Source organism: Thalassospira lucentensis, assembly GCF_032921865.1.
GTDB lineage: Bacteria > Pseudomonadota > Alphaproteobacteria > Rhodospirillales > Thalassospiraceae > Thalassospira > Thalassospira lucentensis_A.
Map to the genome: position 1 here is coordinate 3,020,728 of NZ_CP136684.1, position 14,745 is coordinate 3,035,472.

26 protein-coding genes are annotated in these 14,745 nt (G+C 55.9%); all 26 read left to right on the forward strand.

Annotated features, from left to right (window positions below; genetic code table 11):
- The 26 genes from rplD to R1T41_RS14710 all read left to right on the forward strand — a co-directional run bounded on the left by rplD (position 1) and on the right by R1T41_RS14710 (position 14,716).
- Entirely contained in the window at positions 1 to 621 is a 621-nt protein-coding gene (rplD, locus tag R1T41_RS14585) for a 50S ribosomal protein L4 (RefSeq protein ID WP_062952330.1), read from the forward strand.
- Positions 618 to 920, forward strand: a complete 303-nt coding sequence (locus R1T41_RS14590) for a 50S ribosomal protein L23 (protein ID WP_007091505.1) — start codon at positions 618 to 620, stop codon at positions 918 to 920. The genes rplD and R1T41_RS14590 overlap by 4 nt, the downstream gene beginning before the upstream one ends.
- Before the next feature lie 3 nt (positions 921 to 923).
- The gene (gene rplB, locus R1T41_RS14595; RefSeq protein ID WP_062952331.1) at positions 924 to 1,751 is read left to right on the forward strand and encodes a 50S ribosomal protein L2; all 828 of its coding nucleotides are present in this window, start codon (positions 924 to 926) and stop codon (positions 1,749 to 1,751) included.
- A 16-nt stretch (positions 1,752 to 1,767) separates the two neighbouring features.
- Positions 1,768 to 2,046, forward strand: a complete 279-nt coding sequence (gene rpsS, locus R1T41_RS14600; RefSeq protein ID WP_007091503.1) for a 30S ribosomal protein S19 — start codon at positions 1,768 to 1,770, stop codon at positions 2,044 to 2,046.
- 2 nt (positions 2,047 to 2,048) lie between these two features.
- On the forward strand, positions 2,049 to 2,429 hold the full coding sequence (gene rplV / locus R1T41_RS14605) for a 50S ribosomal protein L22 (protein ID WP_062952332.1): 381 nt from the start codon (positions 2,049 to 2,051) through the stop codon (positions 2,427 to 2,429).
- Complete coding sequence (rpsC, locus tag R1T41_RS14610; protein ID WP_062952333.1) at positions 2,429 to 3,115, forward strand: 30S ribosomal protein S3; 687 nt, start codon at positions 2,429 to 2,431, stop codon at positions 3,113 to 3,115. The genes rplV and rpsC overlap by 1 nt, the downstream gene beginning before the upstream one ends.
- Before the next feature lie 12 nt (positions 3,116 to 3,127).
- Positions 3,128 to 3,547, forward strand: a complete 420-nt coding sequence (gene rplP, locus R1T41_RS14615; protein WP_007091500.1) for a 50S ribosomal protein L16 — start codon at positions 3,128 to 3,130, stop codon at positions 3,545 to 3,547.
- A 6-nt stretch (positions 3,548 to 3,553) separates the two neighbouring features.
- Entirely contained in the window at positions 3,554 to 3,754 is a 201-nt protein-coding gene (gene rpmC, locus R1T41_RS14620; protein WP_007091499.1) for a 50S ribosomal protein L29, read from the forward strand.
- Positions 3,755 to 3,780: 26 nt separating this feature from the next.
- Complete coding sequence (gene rpsQ / locus R1T41_RS14625) at positions 3,781 to 4,014, forward strand: 30S ribosomal protein S17 (RefSeq protein ID WP_007091498.1); 234 nt, start codon at positions 3,781 to 3,783, stop codon at positions 4,012 to 4,014.
- Positions 4,015 to 4,048: 34 nt separating this feature from the next.
- Positions 4,049 to 4,417 (forward strand): 50S ribosomal protein L14, encoded by a 369-nt coding sequence (rplN, locus tag R1T41_RS14630; RefSeq protein ID WP_007091497.1) that lies wholly within the window; start codon positions 4,049 to 4,051, stop codon positions 4,415 to 4,417.
- A complete protein-coding gene (gene rplX / locus R1T41_RS14635) occupies positions 4,417 to 4,734 on the forward strand; it encodes a 50S ribosomal protein L24 (RefSeq protein ID WP_007091496.1) in 318 nt (105 codons plus the stop codon). Before rplN ends, rplX begins: the two co-directional genes overlap by 1 nt.
- A gap of 11 nt (positions 4,735 to 4,745) precedes the next feature.
- Positions 4,746 to 5,285, forward strand: coding sequence for a 50S ribosomal protein L5 (gene rplE / locus R1T41_RS14640; protein ID WP_317337632.1), 540 nt, complete (start codon positions 4,746 to 4,748; stop codon positions 5,283 to 5,285).
- A 14-nt stretch (positions 5,286 to 5,299) separates the two neighbouring features.
- The gene (rpsN, locus tag R1T41_RS14645) at positions 5,300 to 5,605 is read left to right on the forward strand and encodes a 30S ribosomal protein S14 (protein WP_062952335.1); all 306 of its coding nucleotides are present in this window, start codon (positions 5,300 to 5,302) and stop codon (positions 5,603 to 5,605) included.
- A 12-nt stretch (positions 5,606 to 5,617) separates the two neighbouring features.
- Positions 5,618 to 6,016, forward strand: a complete 399-nt coding sequence (rpsH, locus tag R1T41_RS14650) for a 30S ribosomal protein S8 (RefSeq protein ID WP_062952336.1) — start codon at positions 5,618 to 5,620, stop codon at positions 6,014 to 6,016.
- Between the two features lie 12 nt (positions 6,017 to 6,028).
- The gene (gene rplF, locus R1T41_RS14655) at positions 6,029 to 6,562 is read left to right on the forward strand and encodes a 50S ribosomal protein L6 (RefSeq protein WP_062952337.1); all 534 of its coding nucleotides are present in this window, start codon (positions 6,029 to 6,031) and stop codon (positions 6,560 to 6,562) included.
- Between the two features lie 11 nt (positions 6,563 to 6,573).
- Positions 6,574 to 6,927, forward strand: a complete 354-nt coding sequence (gene rplR, locus R1T41_RS14660) for a 50S ribosomal protein L18 (RefSeq protein ID WP_062952338.1) — start codon at positions 6,574 to 6,576, stop codon at positions 6,925 to 6,927.
- A gap of 11 nt (positions 6,928 to 6,938) precedes the next feature.
- The gene (gene rpsE, locus R1T41_RS14665) at positions 6,939 to 7,520 is read left to right on the forward strand and encodes a 30S ribosomal protein S5 (protein ID WP_007091490.1); all 582 of its coding nucleotides are present in this window, start codon (positions 6,939 to 6,941) and stop codon (positions 7,518 to 7,520) included.
- Positions 7,521 to 7,526: 6 nt separating this feature from the next.
- On the forward strand, positions 7,527 to 7,721 hold the full coding sequence (rpmD, locus tag R1T41_RS14670; protein ID WP_007091489.1) for a 50S ribosomal protein L30: 195 nt from the start codon (positions 7,527 to 7,529) through the stop codon (positions 7,719 to 7,721).
- A gap of 30 nt (positions 7,722 to 7,751) precedes the next feature.
- Positions 7,752 to 8,237 (forward strand): 50S ribosomal protein L15, encoded by a 486-nt coding sequence (gene rplO, locus R1T41_RS14675; protein WP_062952339.1) that lies wholly within the window; start codon positions 7,752 to 7,754, stop codon positions 8,235 to 8,237.
- An 81-nt stretch (positions 8,238 to 8,318) separates the two neighbouring features.
- Positions 8,319 to 9,665, forward strand: a complete 1,347-nt coding sequence (secY, locus tag R1T41_RS14680; RefSeq protein ID WP_062952340.1) for a preprotein translocase subunit SecY — start codon at positions 8,319 to 8,321, stop codon at positions 9,663 to 9,665.
- A gap of 33 nt (positions 9,666 to 9,698) precedes the next feature.
- Positions 9,699 to 10,343, forward strand: a complete 645-nt coding sequence (locus R1T41_RS14685; RefSeq protein WP_037990968.1) for an adenylate kinase — start codon at positions 9,699 to 9,701, stop codon at positions 10,341 to 10,343.
- Between the two features lie 120 nt (positions 10,344 to 10,463).
- The gene (gene rpsM, locus R1T41_RS14690) at positions 10,464 to 10,832 is read left to right on the forward strand and encodes a 30S ribosomal protein S13 (protein WP_007091485.1); all 369 of its coding nucleotides are present in this window, start codon (positions 10,464 to 10,466) and stop codon (positions 10,830 to 10,832) included.
- A gap of 15 nt (positions 10,833 to 10,847) precedes the next feature.
- Positions 10,848 to 11,240: a 30S ribosomal protein S11 gene (rpsK, locus tag R1T41_RS14695; protein ID WP_062952341.1), complete on the forward strand. Its 393-nt coding sequence runs from the start codon at positions 10,848 to 10,850 to the stop codon at positions 11,238 to 11,240.
- A gap of 120 nt (positions 11,241 to 11,360) precedes the next feature.
- Positions 11,361 to 12,377 carry a DNA-directed RNA polymerase subunit alpha gene (locus tag R1T41_RS14700; RefSeq protein ID WP_007091483.1) on the forward strand — a complete coding sequence of 339 codons (1,017 nt, stop codon included), beginning with the start codon at positions 11,361 to 11,363 and terminating at the stop codon, positions 12,375 to 12,377.
- 196 nt (positions 12,378 to 12,573) lie between these two features.
- Positions 12,574 to 13,005, forward strand: coding sequence for a 50S ribosomal protein L17 (gene rplQ / locus R1T41_RS14705; RefSeq protein ID WP_007091482.1), 432 nt, complete (start codon positions 12,574 to 12,576; stop codon positions 13,003 to 13,005).
- A gap of 235 nt (positions 13,006 to 13,240) precedes the next feature.
- Entirely contained in the window at positions 13,241 to 14,716 is a 1,476-nt protein-coding gene (locus tag R1T41_RS14710; protein WP_247742104.1) for a DegQ family serine endoprotease, read from the forward strand.
- Positions 14,717 to 14,745: the final 29 nt, after the last annotated feature.

The following is a 14,745-nucleotide window of genomic DNA, read 5'->3' on the forward strand; positions in this document are numbered from 1 at the left end:
ATGAAGCACGATATTCTGAAACTTGACGCGTCCAAGGCAGGTAACATCGATCTTGCAGAAGAGATCTTTGGTCTGGACGTTCGTCGTGACATCCTTCACCGCATGGTGAACTGGCAGCTGGCAAAGCGTCGCGCCGGGACCCATAAGGTCAAGGAAAAGAGCGAGATCTCTGCGACCACGAAAAAGTTCGTACGTCAGAAGGGTAGTGGCGGTGCACGTCACGGTTCCCGTAAAGCCGTACAGTTCCGTGGTGGTGGTGTAGCGCATGGTCCGCGTGTTCGCGATCATTCGCACGATCTGACCAAGAAATTCCGTAAGCTCGCGCTGAAAACCGCTCTGTCGGCCAAAGCAAAGGACGGTAAGCTTATCGTTCTGGACTCCGCGGAATTCTCGGACGCCAAAACCAAGAATCTGGTCGCAGTTTTCGCTAAGCTCGGCTGGAAATCTGCACTGATCATCGACGGTTCGCAGGTCAATGAGGGCTTTGCACGCGCTGCGCGCAACATCCCGCAGATTGATGTGCTGCCCGAGATTGGTGCTAACGTCTATGACATCCTGCGCCGTGACACCCTGGTGCTGACCAAGGGTGCGGTCGAAGCGTTGGAGGCACGTCTCAAATGACGATCATCAGCAAAGAGCGGATGTACGAAGTCATCCGCGCCCCGCATATCACTGAAAAGTCGACGCTGATTTCTGAACACAACGCAGTTGCGTTCAAAGTTGCGATCGACGCCACCAAGCCGGAGATCAAGGCTGCTGTGGAAGGTCTGTTCGGGGTGAAGGTCAAGGCGGTCAATACCTCTGTGGTAAAAGGCAAGACCAAGCGTTTTCGCGGTACTGTCGGTCGCCGGAGCGATTTCAAGAAAGCGATGGTTACCCTCGAAGAGGGTCAGTCCATCGACGTGACGACGGGAATCTAAGACATGGCTTTGAAGAAGTTTAAACCAACCTCTCCTGGTCGCCGTCAGCTGGTTCTTGTCGATCGTTCCGATCTCCACAAGGGCAAGCCGATCAAAGCGTTGACCGAAGGTCTTCGCAAGAAAGGTGGCCGTAACAACTCTGGTCGTATCACCGCCCGCCGTATTGGTGGTGGTCACAAGCGTCGTTACCGCATCATCGACTTCAAACGTACCAAGTTTGATGTCGTCGGTACGGTCGAACGTCTGGAATATGATCCGAACCGCACGGCGTTCATCGCCCTGGTTCGTTATTCCGATGACGAGTTGGCCTACATCCTCGCACCGCAGCGTCTTGCTGTCGGCGACAACGTTGTTGCTGCCGAACGCGTAGACATTAAGCCGGGTAATGCCGCACCGCTGAAGAATATTCCGGTCGGTACCATCGTCCATAACGTCGAACTGAAAGCCGGTAAAGGTGGTCAGATCGCACGTTCGGCAGGCACCTATGTGCAGCTTGTCGGCAAGGACCAGGGTTACGCCCAGCTTAAGCTGTCCTCCGGTGAGGTACGTTTGGTTCGTGGTGAATGCATGGCTACCATCGGTGCCGTGTCCAACCAGGACCAGCAGAACACAAACCTTGGTAAAGCAGGCCGCAATCGCTGGCTTGGCAAGCGTCCTTCGGTTCGTGGTGTTGCCATGAACCCGATCGATCACCCGCATGGTGGTGGTGAAGGTCGCACTTCGGGTGGTCGTCACCCGGTTACGCCGTGGGGCAAGCCTACCAAGGGCAAACGTACCCGCTCGAACAAAAAGACTGACGCGCTCATCATGCGCCGTCGTCATAAGAGCTAACGGAGGAGGCTAGACTATGGCGCGTTCCGTTTGGAAGGGTCCGTTTGTAGACGGATACCTTCTTAAGAAAGCCGAAACAGTCCGTGCTTCAGGCCGGAATGAGGTAATTAAGACCTGGTCGCGGCGCTCGACGATTTTGCCGCAATTCGTAGGCCTCACCTTTGGGGTTTACAATGGCCAGAAGTTTCTGCCGGTACTTGTGAACGAAGATATGATCGGTCATAAGTTCGGCGAGTTTTCGCCGACCCGTACCTACTATGGTCACGCGGCCGACAAGAAGGCGAAGAGGAAGTAACGATGGGTAAAAAAGCTGACATCCGTCGGCTGGCGGATAACGAGGCCGCGGCTTCGCTCCGGGCAGTACGCATTTCCCCGCGTAAGCTCAACCTCGTCGCCGAGTCGATCCGTGGTATGAAGGCAGAGGCTGCTTTGGCAGAGCTCACCTTCTCCAATAAACGCATTTCGCAGGACGTCAAAAAGCTGCTGGAATCGGCGATTGCTAACGCCGAGAACAACCACCAGCTTGATGTCGACCGTCTCTATATCAAAGAGGCGACTGTTGGTAAGGCATTCGTGATGAAACGTTGGCGGGCCCGCGCACGCGGTCGCGTTGGCAAGATCGTCAAGCCGTTCTCCAACATGCGCATCGTCGTCTGCGAACGTGAGGAGGCCGAGTAATGGGTCAGAAAGTAAATCCGATCGGTCTGCGCGTTGGCATTAACCGTACCTGGGATTCCCGCTGGTACGCCAACAAGTCCGATTTCGCTGGCCTTCTTCATGAAGATCTGGCGATCCGTAAATACATCTTCGACCGTCTGAAACAGGCGGGTGTTTCGAAGGTGATTATCGAACGTCCGGCGAAAAAAGCCCGCATTTCGATCCACTCCGCCCGTCCGGGTGTTGTGATCGGGAAAAAAGGCCAGGACATCGAGAAGCTCAAGAACGATCTGCAGAAACTGACCAAGTCGGAAGTGCAGGTTAACATCATCGAAATCCGTAAACCGGAAATCGATGCCAAGCTGGTCGCTGATAACATCGCCCAGCAGCTTGAGCGCCGTGTTTCGTTCCGTCGCGCCATGAAGCGCTCGGTTCAGAACGCAATCCGTCTCGGTGCTGGTGGCATTCGTATTAATGCTGCTGGTCGTCTTGGTGGTGCTGAAATCGCTCGTACCGAATGGTACCGTGAAGGTCGCGTTCCGCTGCATACCCTGCGTGCGGACGTTGATTATGGCACTTCGGAAGCTCACACCACCTATGGTGTTTGCGGTCTGAAGGTCTGGATCTTCAAGGGCGAAATCATGGCTCACGATCCGTTGGCTTCAGAGCGTAAAGCGCTCGAGTCGGCTGGTTCAGGTCGTAAGTAAGGAGATAGAGAGATGCTTTCTCCAAAACGTACAAAGTTCCGTAAAGCACACAAAGGTCGCCTTAAAGGTGAGGCCAAAGGTGGTACGGAACTTAATTTCGGCGCTTATGGCTTGAAAGCCTTGGAGCCGGAGCGTATAACGGCGCGTCAGATCGAAGCGGCTCGCCGCGCGATCACCCGCCACATGCGCCGTCAGGGCCGTGTGTGGATCCGTGTTTTCCCGGATCTCCCGGTATCGCAGAAGCCTGCTGAAGTCCGTCAGGGTAAAGGCAAAGGCTCGGTCGAATATTGGGCGGCACGCGTAAAACCGGGTCGGATTATGTTTGAACTTGACGGTGTTCCGCTGGATCTTGCACGTCGGGCTTTCGAGCTCGCAGCGGCAAAATTGCCGATCAAGACCAAGTTTGTCACGCGTCTTGGTGAAGGGGAGTAATTAGTGATGAAAATTGCTGATCTCCGCGCGAAAAGCGCTGATGAACTAAAACAGATGCTGCTCGACCTGCGTAAGGAATCGTTCAATATGCGTTTCCAGCAGGCTTCCGGTCAGTTCGAGAACACTGCGCAGGTCCGTAAGGTCCGCCGTGATATCGCCCGCATCAAAACCCTTCTCGGAAACGAGAAGGGTGCTACTGCGGCCTAACTGGACACGCATAGGAGTTAAGACACATGCCGAGGCGTGTATTGCAGGGGACAGTCGTTTCGACAAAAAACGACAAGACCGTGGTGGTCCGTGTGGAACGCCAGGTCATGCACCCGCTGTATAAAAAGTATGTGCGCAAGTCGAAGAAATTCCACGCGCATGATGAAGAGAACCGCTTCAAGACGGGTGACGTCGTTCGTATTCGCGAATGCCGGCCGATCTCGAAATTGAAGTCTTGGGAAGTAGTGGTCGAGGAGTGAGTCCTCAGCCCAACCATAGTCAAGGGGTAAACCCATGATCCAGATGCAGTCCAATCTGGACGTTGCCGATAATAGCGGCGCTCGCCGTGTTCAGTGCATCAAGGTGCTGGGCGGCTCGAAGCGCAAAACCGCTAATGTCGGTGATGTTATCGTGGTTTCCGTCAAGGAAGCCATTCCGCGCGGTCGTGTTAAGAAGGGTGCAGTTCACAAAGCTGTCATCGTTCGGACCGCAAAGGAAATTCGTCGTTCCGATGGTTCGGCGATCCGCTTTGACCGTAATGCTGCCGTTCTTATTAATGCGAACGGTGAGCCTATCGGTACGCGTATTTTCGGCCCGGTGACCCGTGAACTTCGTTCGCGTGGTTACATGAAGATCATTTCGCTTGCCCCGGAGGTGCTGTAATGGCTGCCAAGATTAAAAAGGGTGATCGCGTCATTGTTCTTACGGGTAAAGACAAAGGGAAAACCGGCGAAGTTATCGCCGCTTTCCCGACCGAGAACAAAGTTCTGGTTTCGGGCATCAACCTGGTGAAACGTCACCAGCGTCCGACCGGTGCTGATGCTGGCGGCATCGTCGAGAAGGAAGCGAAAATCAACGTTTCCAACGTGGCGATTGTCGACCCGAAAGAAAACAAGCCGACCCGCGTCGGTTTCAAGACCCTCGATGATGGTCGCAAGGTTCGCGTAGCGAAGCTCAGCGGCGAAGTCATCGACAACTGAGGGACGGAAAAATGACGCGCCTGCGCGAACATTACAAAGAAGTGGTGCGTGACGCACTCCAGAAGGAGTTCTCCTACGAGAACTCCATGGAGGTTCCGCGCCTCGAGAAGATCGTGATCAATATGGGTGTCGGCGACGCCACCCAGGATCGCAAAAAGCTGGAAGGTGCGGCAGCCGATCTTACTGCCATCACCGGTCAGAAGCCTATCTTCACCAAAGCGAAAAAGTCGGTAGCGGCTTTCAAGCTTCGTGAAGGCATGAACATCGGTTGTAAAGTGACCCTGCGTCGCGACCGTATGTACGAGTTCCTGGACCGTCTGGTCACTGTCGCGCTTCCGCGCGTTCGTGACTTCCGCGGCCTGAACAAAAAATCCTTCGATGGTCGTGGCAACTTTGCCATGGGCCTCAAGGAACAGTTCGTCTTTCCTGAAGTCGAGTACGACAAAGTCAACTCGGTTCGCGGGATGGACATCATCATTTGCACCACGGCAAAGTCCGACGCCGAAGCTCTCGCCCTTCTCAAGGGCTTTGATCTTCCGTTCGGAAACTAACTGGAGGTTGGCCCATGGCCAAGAAAAGCGCCGTTCAGCGCGAACTTAAACGTGAGCGCCTGGCTAAGCAGCATGCTGCCAAGCGTGCCGCCCTTAAAGCGGTCATCAGCAACCGCGAGACGTCCCCTGAGGATCGTATCGCGGCTGTGATCAAACTCGCCCAGCTGCCACGCAACTCGGCCCGTATCCGTCAGCGTATTCGCTGCCAGGTTTCCGGTCGTCCGCGCGGTGTGTATCGCAAATTCCGCCTGTCCCGTATCGCCCTTCGTGAACTTGCTTCGCGTGGTCAGATCCCGGGCATGGTGAAGTCGAGCTGGTAAGGAGGACATCACATGTCGATGACTGATCCCGTAGGCGATATGCTCACGCGTATCCGCAACGGTCAGCGCGTTGGTAAATCCAGCGTTGCTTCGCCGGCTTCAAAACTGCGTACCGGTGTGCTGGATGTTCTCCAGCGCGAAGGTTATATCCGCGGTTACAGCATTAATGAAATTCGCAAGGGCGTCAGCGAAATCAACATCGAACTCAAATATTTTGAGGGCGAAGGCGTGATTAAGCAGATCGACCGCGTCTCGACCCCTGGTCGTCGTGTCTATTCGAAGATCAAAGATCTTCCGAAAGTTTACAACGGCCTGGGCATCGCAGTCCTGTCCACTCCGAAAGGGGTTCTGTCGGATCAGGAGGCTCGCGAGCAGAATGTCGGCGGCGAAATCCTCTGCAAGGTATTCTAAGGAGGGCCAACGATGTCGCGAGTAGGAAAAAACCCGGTGGTCGTGCCTAACGGCGTTACCATCACCCTGACCGAAGAACAGATCAGTGCAAAAGGCAAGCTCGGTGAGCTTCGTCTGCCGCTGACCTCGGACGTAACTGTTTCACAGGATGACAACCAGATCACCGTGAAACCGGCCAACGATAGCAAGCGCGCACGTGCCCTTTGGGGTACCACCCGTGCCAATATCGCAAACCTCGTAACCGGGGTTTCGGACGGCTTCACCAAGAAACTGGAAATCACCGGTGTTGGTTACCGTGCGCAGGTCCAGGGCAATAAACTGGTTCTGCAGCTTGGCTTCTCTCATGACGTGGAAATGGAGATCCCCGCGGGTCTTAACGTCGTCGCAGAAAAGCCGACCCTTATCGCCATCTCTGGCGCAGATAAACAGCTCGTTGGTCAGTTCGCTGCAAATGCACGCGGCTGGCGCGGTCCGGAGCCTTACAAAGGCAAAGGTGTCCGTTACGAAGGCGAGTATATCTTGCGCAAAGAAGGCAAGAAGAAGTAAGGACTGGCACGATGAAAAACGCGAGAAACCTCTTCGAGCGCCGCAAACGCCGCGTTCGTTTTGCGATCCGCCAGAAAGCGGCCGGTCGCCCGCGCCTCAGCGTGCACCGTTCCAACGCGCATATCTATGCACAGATCATCGACGATCTGGCAGGCAAGACCCTTGCCTGCGCATCGTCGGCCGAGAAAGATCTCGGTGGCAAAGGCAGCAATGCCGAAGCAGCTGTGCTGGTCGGTAAAGCTATTGCCGAACGTGCCGTTGCCGCTGGTGTGAAAACGGTCGTATTCGATCGTGGCGGGTATTTGTTCCATGGCCGGGTGAAAGCTCTGGCCGATGCCGCCCGTGAGGGCGGTCTGGACTTCTAAGGAGCACGACCATGGCACGTAATCAGAATACACAACAGCAGCAGCAGGCGCCGAAAGCCCGTGAAGAAAACGAACTCGTCGACAAGCTGGTTGGTATCAACCGCGTCGCGAAAGTCGTTAAGGGCGGCCGTCGCTTTGCTTTCTCCGCAATGGTTGTCGTCGGTGACCAGCGCGGTCGCGTCGGATACGGCACGGGTAAAGCCCGTGAAGTTCCGGAAGCGATCCGCAAGGCTACCGAAGCAGCCAAGCGCAACATGATCCGCGTTCCGTTGCGTGAAGGCCGTACCCTTCACCACGATGTGCAGGGCCACTTTGGTGCAGGTCGGGTTATTCTCCGTTCTGCTCCGGCTGGTACCGGTATCATTGCTGGCGGTGCGATGCGCGCAGTTTTCGAAACCATGGGTGTTCAGGACGTCGTGTCCAAATGCACCGGTTCGAACAACCCGCACAACGTTATCCGTGCAACTCTTGACGCTCTGGTCAACGGCGCTTCACCGCGTCAGGTCGCTGCAAAACGCGGCCTGAAGGTTGGCGAGATCGTTGCCCGTCGCGATAGCGGTTCGGCTGCGGCCGCCGTTCTCGAAAAGGAGTAATTCGATATGGCTGCTAAGAAAAAAGCGACCGTACGCGTTACCCAGACGGGTTCGCCGATCGGACGTCCGGCTGATCAGCGCCAGACCCTTGTGGGTCTTGGCCTGAACAAACTGCACCGGACTCGTGAGCTGGAAGATACTCCGGCTGTTCGCGGTATGATCGCCAAGGTCAAGCACCTCGTCCGCGTGGACGAGGCCTGATTGGCCCCCAGATCGAAAAGGTGTTGATTAATGAAACTCAACGAACTTGCCGATAACCCGGGTGCCCGCAAGGCGCGCACCCGCGTCGGTCGCGGTATCGGTTCGGGTAAAGGCAAAACTTCTGGCGCAGGTCAGAAGGGTCAGACTTCCCGTTCCGGTGTAGCGATCAATGGCTTCGAAGGCGGGCAGATGCCAATCTACCGTCGTCTTCCGAAGCGCGGCTTTAAAAATCCGTTCCGGAAACTGTTCGGTGTTGTGAACCTTGGTACCCTTCAGACCGCCGTTGATAACGGTGTTCTTGAAGAAGGTGCGAATGTCACCATCGAAGTTCTGGTCGAAAAAGGCCTGGCCCGTCCGCAGAAAGACGGTCTGCGTCTGCTCGCCAAAGGCGAACTGAAAGCGAAACTGAACATCGAAGTTACCGGTGCTTCCAAGTCGGCTATCGAAGCCGTCGAGAAAGCTGGTGGTTCGGTCAAGGTTCTTGCTCCGGTCGTCGCAGCAGAAACCGCAGAATAAGCCTCTATGACTACGTGAGGGTCCGGTTCCCAAGATTACGGGACCGGACCCTCCAGTTTTAGCGTATTGGGAGATGAGTGCATGGCATCGGCCGCCGAGCAGCTTGCCGCGAACCTGAACTGGTCGTCTTTTTCTAAGGCAACCGAGCTTAAAAAGCGTATCTGGTTCACTTTGGGCGCGCTTATAGTTTACCGTCTGGGAACCTATATTCCTATTCCCGGCGTTGACCCGTCCATTCTTGCTGATATTTTCCAGCAGAATGCTGGTGGCGTCCTGGGCATGTTTGACATGTTTGCTGGTGGTGCGCTTGGGCGTATGACCATCTTCGCGCTGAACATCATGCCTTATATCTCTGCCTCGATCATCATTCAGCTGATGACCACTGTTTCGCCAAGCCTTGAGGCTATGAAAAAAGAGGGCGAGCAGGGGCGTAAAAAGATTAATCAATATACCCGTTATCTGACCGTTCTGATCGCCACGATCCAGGCGTGGGGCATTGCTGTTGGTCTTGAAAGCATGAGCGGTTCAACCGGCTCTGCGGTTCATGATCCGGGCATGTTCTTCCGCTTTACCGCGGTCGTGACGCTTGTTGGCGGCACCATGTTCCTGATGTGGCTGGGCGAACAGATCACCCAGCGCGGTATCGGTAACGGCATTTCGCTTATCATCTTTACCGGCATTGTTGCGGGCCTTCCGGCCGCGATTGCGGGCACCCTTGAACTGGGCCGTACCGGTGCGATTTCGGCACTGGTGATCGTTGCGATCCTCGTTCTGGCTGTTGCTGTCATTGCCTTCATCGTGTTCGTGGAACGTGCGCAGCGCCGTGTTCTGATCCAGTACCCGAAACGCCAGGTCGGCATGAAGGTCATGGAAGGTCAGAGCTCGCATCTGCCGCTCAAGATCAACACGGCCGGCGTTATTCCGCCGATCTTTGCAAGCTCGCTTCTGCTGATGCCGCTTTCGGTTGCACAGTTCACTGCCGGTGCGGATGCGCCTGTGTGGCTCAGCACCGTGACGGCACTGCTTGGCCGTGGCCAGCCGCTTTATATCGGTCTGTATATCGCGCTTATCGTCTTCTTTGCCTTCTTCTACACCGCGGTTGTTTTCAACCCGGAAGATACGGCAGACAACCTGAAAAAACATGGCGGCTTCATTCCGGGCATCCGTCCGGGCAAGAATACCGCCAACTATCTGGATTTCATCCTGACCCGTCTGACGGTCATCGGTGCGGCTTATCTGGCATTCGTCTGTATCCTGCCGGAACTGCTGATCGCCGAATGGTCTGTGCCGTTCTACTTTGGTGGGACTAGCTTGCTGATCGTTGTCACGGTAACCATGGATACCGTAGCACAGATCCAGTCGCATATGCTGGCTCACCAGTATGAAGGCCTGATCAAGAAATCCAAATTGCGTGGACGCCGCCGCTAAGGCGGCGCCACCAAGACCGTCAGGGGGACGACAATGAACATTATCCTTCTTGGCCCTCCGGGTGCTGGCAAAGGGACCCAGGCAAAGCGTCTTGAAACCGGACGCGGCATGATTCAGCTTTCGACCGGTGACATGCTGCGCGCAGCGGTCGCCGCCGGTACCGAGCTGGGGCAGAAGGCAAAGGAAGTCATGGATGCGGGCAAGCTCGTCTCCGACGATCTGATGATCGGTCTGATTTCCGAACGACTTGACCAGGACGATACCAAGAACGGTTTCATTCTGGATGGTTTTCCGCGCACCACAGCCCAGGCACATGCCCTGGATGTGATGCTGGAAACCAAGGGACTGGCACTTGATTATGTGATCGAGTTGCGGGTTGACGATGCCGCCCTTGTGGCGCGTATCGTTGGTCGCTACACCTGCGCGAAATGCGGGCAGGGATACCATGACGAGTTCCAGAAACCCAAGCAGGACGGTGTGTGCGACGTATGTGGCAGCACCGAATTCAAACGCCGTGCGGATGACAATGCCGAGACGGTCACATCGCGACTGGAAGCTTATCACAAGCAGACAGCACCGATCATTCCCTACTATGAGAATGCCGGTAAGCTGAAAACAGTTGACGGGATGGCCGAAATCGACGAAGTTACGCGCGAGATAGAAGCCATCCTGGGGTAATTTCCCGGGCAGGGCATTTTTTTGCTGGCGGGTTGGCAGTATTGCTGGCCCGCTTTTGCAGCGCCCCGTCCTACCGGATCTGCCGCAGGGTTTGTTAACAGGAAACAGGAGTCTCACACAGTGGCTCGTATTGCTGGCGTAAACATCCCGACCGCTAAGCGTGTCGTGATTGCGCTTACCTACATCACCGGCATTGGCCCGGCGAAAGCTAAAGAAATTTGCGCAAAGGTTGGCATCGAAGCAGCAACCCGCGTTCATCAGCTCTCTGATGACCAGGTTCTCAAGGTGCGTGAAGTCATCGACGCTGATTACACCGTCGAAGGCGACCTTCGTCGTGAAACCGCAATGAACATTAAACGTCTGATGGACCTGGGCTGCTATCGCGGTCTGCGTCATCGTCGCGGTCTCCCGGTACGCGGTCAGCGTACCCACACCAACGCCCGCACCCGCAAGGGCCCGGCTAAGCCGATCGCTGGCAAGAAGAAGTAAGGTAGGGGACAGACAATGGCAAAAGCTCCTCAGACTCGCGTGCGTCGCCGCGAGCGGAAGAACATTACGAACGGTATCGCGCACGTAAACGCGACCTTCAACAACACCATGATCACCATCACCGACGTTCAGGGTAACACTATTTCCTGGTCGACCGCTGGTGGTATGGGTTTCCGCGGTTCGCGTAAATCGACCCCGTATGCTGCACAGATTGCTGCTGAAGATGCAGGTAAAAAAGCTGCTGAACACGGCATGAAAACCCTTGAAGTTCAGGTTAAAGGCCCGGGTTCGGGACGTGAATCTGCTCTTCGTGCGCTGCAGGCGGTTGGTTTCACCATTACGTCGATCAAAGACGTAACGCCGATTCCGCACAACGGTTGCCGTCCGCGTAAACGTCGTCGCGTCTAATCGCGCCGATCTGCGGACGACCCCGCGTTTGGGCCCGGGCGACCGGGCCTCTTCGCGTTTCTCGCGGGGGCCAATTTTGTGCCCCCCTTACCATAGGCTCCAGTTGCGAAGGTGGGTCTCGTGATTCAAAAGAACTGGCAGGAACTGATTAAGCCGACCAAGCTTGATGTTACTCCGGGTACGGATGCCAGCCGCATCGGTACGATCGTGGCGGAACCGCTGGAGCGCGGTTTTGGTCAGACTCTGGGTAACGCGCTGCGTCGCATTCTGCTGTCGTCGCTCCAGGGTTCGGCGGTTACTGCGATCCAGATCGACGGTGTATTGCACGAATTTTCGTCGATCCCGGGCGTGCGTGAAGATGTCACCGACATCATCCTGAATATCAAGACCATGGGTGTGCGCATGCATGCCGAAGGTCCGAAGAAAATGGCGCTTAAAGCGACCGGTCCGGGTGCTGTCACCGCGGGTCAGATCGAAACCGGTGCCGACATCGAAATCCTTAACCCGGATCTCGAGCTGTGCCATCTTGATGATGGTGCGACGCTGAACATCGAATTCACCGTTGATAACGGTAAAGGCTATGTTGCTGCGACCTCGCATCGTTCGTCGGATGCGCCGATCGGTCTTATTCCGATTGATGCAATCTTCAGCCCGATCCGTAAAGTGGCCTACAAGGTGGAAAACACCCGTGTTGGTCAGGATACCGATTATGACAAGCTGTCGCTGACCGTTGAAACCAACGGCTCGGTCACCCCGGAAGATGCAATGGCACTTGCTGCCCGTATCCTTCAGGACCAGCTGTCGCTGTTCGTCAACTTCGACGAGCCGGAAGCGGTTGTCGAAGAGAAGAAAGAAGACGAACTGCCGTTCAACCGCAATCTGCTGCGCAAGGTCGACGAGCTCGAGCTGTCGGTCCGTTCGGCAAACTGCCTCAAGAACGACAACATCATCTATATCGGTGATCTGGTTCAGAAAACCGAAGCAGAAATGCTTCGTACGCCGAACTTCGGTCGTAAGTCGCTGAACGAAATCAAGGATGTTCTGGCTCAGATGGGTCTGCATCTTGGTATGGAAGTCGGCGGTTGGCCGCCGGAAAATATCGAAGAACTCGCTCGCAAGTTCGAAGACCCGTTCTAAGAACGGATCTTCGGCCTTCGGGTCGGTACTTTGGACTGCCGGGGCAGGCGTTCTGCCCCAACCAGAAACCCGGTTTTCGGAATTTCTGGCGGGCTGGTGCCCAAAACCGCACGTGCATGACCTGATTTAATCAGGGTGGCGGCGCGGTATCACAATCGGTTTCGTGAGCGAAGCCAAGGCAATAAGGAGAGTTCCTATGCGTCACGGTATGCAAGGCCGTAAGCTTAATCGTACGTCGTCCCATCGTAAGGCGATGTTCTCTAACATGGCGGTTTCGCTGCTCACCCACGAGCAGATCAAAACCACTCTTCCGAAGGCCAAGGATCTTCGCCCGTATGTCGAAAAACTGATTACGCTGGGCAAGCGGGGCGACCTGCATGCACGCCGTCAGGCCATTTCGATCCTGCGTGACGAGAAAGTCGTTGCCAAGCTGTTCGGCGAAATTGCTGATCGCTACAAAGAGCGTTCGGGTGGTTACACCCGCGTTCTCAAGGCTGGCTTCCGTTATGGCGATGCTGCTCCGGTTGCTGTGATCGAACTCGTTGATCGCAACCCGGAAGCAAAAGGCGCGGAAGACCGTGCTCGCCTTGAAGCAGAGGGCGAAGGCGAAGAAGCGTCTGCTGAATAAGCAACGTTTCGGCCTTTAAGATAGAAACGGGCGGTGCCAATGGTACCGCCCGTTTTCTTTTGTCATTATCGCGCATTGGAAATATTTCGAAATTCATCATATTTCCGCCAAGGTTGCGCGCAAATCCTGATCACCCTAATTTCTGTCGGGGATCTAGAACCCGACCAGACTGTTTTCCGCCCTGATCGGGGCATGTATCCCTTGATACGGCCGATTTTGTTCTATCAAGGGATAGATGCGCTGGCTTTATGAAGAAAAGAGAGAGTTCGACGTGCAGGCACGATTGATTGCGACCGTCATGACCGGGATCATGATTGTATCGGGGGCCATGTTTGGCCAGATTGGGTTGGCCTCGGCACAGGATCGGCGCCTGCCCGAAAGCCAGACCGAAATAAAGATGTCCCTGTCGCCGCTGGTGAAGCAAACCGCCCCGGCCGTGGTCAATATCTATACCAAAAAGGTCGTCACCACCCAGCAGCGCAGCCCGTTTTTCAACGATCCGTTCTTTCGCCAGTTCTTTGGTGACCGTTTCGGCGGGGCATTCGGCGCACCGCGCCAACGGGTGGAGCGGTCACTTGGTTCCGGGGTGATTGTCTCGTCGGATGGCACAATCGTGACCAATCATCACGTGATCGAAGGGGCCAGCGAAATTCGCGTCGTCCTGCATGACAATCGTGAATTCGATGCCGAACTGGTTGGTTCGGACGAACGCACCGACCTTGCCGTTCTGCGCCTGCGCGATGTGAAGGATGAATTGCCGGCGATTACCCTTGGCGACTCCGACGCGGTCGAAGTCGGTGATCTGGTCCTTGCCATCGGCAACCCGTTCGGGGTCGGGCAGACCGTCACCAGCGGCATTGTTTCCGCATTGGCACGTGCCGGTGTTACGGGGCAGGATTACCAATCCTTTATCCAGACCGATGCCGCGATCAACCCGGGAAATTCCGGCGGGGCGCTTGTCGATATTGATGGCAAGCTGATCGGGGTAAATTCGGCAATCTTTACCAAATCGGGCGGGTCGAACGGCATTGGTTTTGCCGTTCCCGTCAATATGGTCAAGGTGGTGATGCGCGGCCTGATCAGTGGCGATTTGCGTCGCCCGTGGCTGGGAGCAGCCGGGCAGTCGGTGACCGCCGATCTGGCATCGTCGCTTGATCTGGATCGTCCGCACGGTGTTCTGATCAACGAAGTACGCCAGGGCAGCCCGGCCAATCGGGGCGGGCTTCTGCCCGGTGACGTCGTGATTGCGGTGAACGGTCTGCCGGTCGATAACCCGAACGAGCTTAAATTCCGTATCGCGACGCTGGAGCTTGATCACGATGCAGAACTTTCCGTGCTGCGCAAGGGGCAGGAAGTGATGCTTCGGATGCCGCTTGAAGTCGCCCCGGAACTGCCGGCGCGCGAAGAAACCGAGGTCGAAGGCCGCAATCCGTTCAGCGGATCGAAAATCGCCAATGTGAACCCGGCACTTGCCGATGAAATCGGCATCGATACGCTAAGCAACGGTGTGGTCGTCCTTGCTGTAAAACGCGATAGCCTTGCGCGGCGCGCGCGCATCCAGCCCGGCGATTATATCGTCGAGGTCAATGGGGTGCCGATTGACACGGTCGCCCGCCTGAAGGAAGTTGTGAAGGCTGGCGAACGCGCCCGTGAGTGGTCGATTGCGGTCAAACGCGATGGCAAGGTTCTGACCGCTGAATTCACGCTGTAACCGGCCGCCGCAACGCTTACCAAGGATCA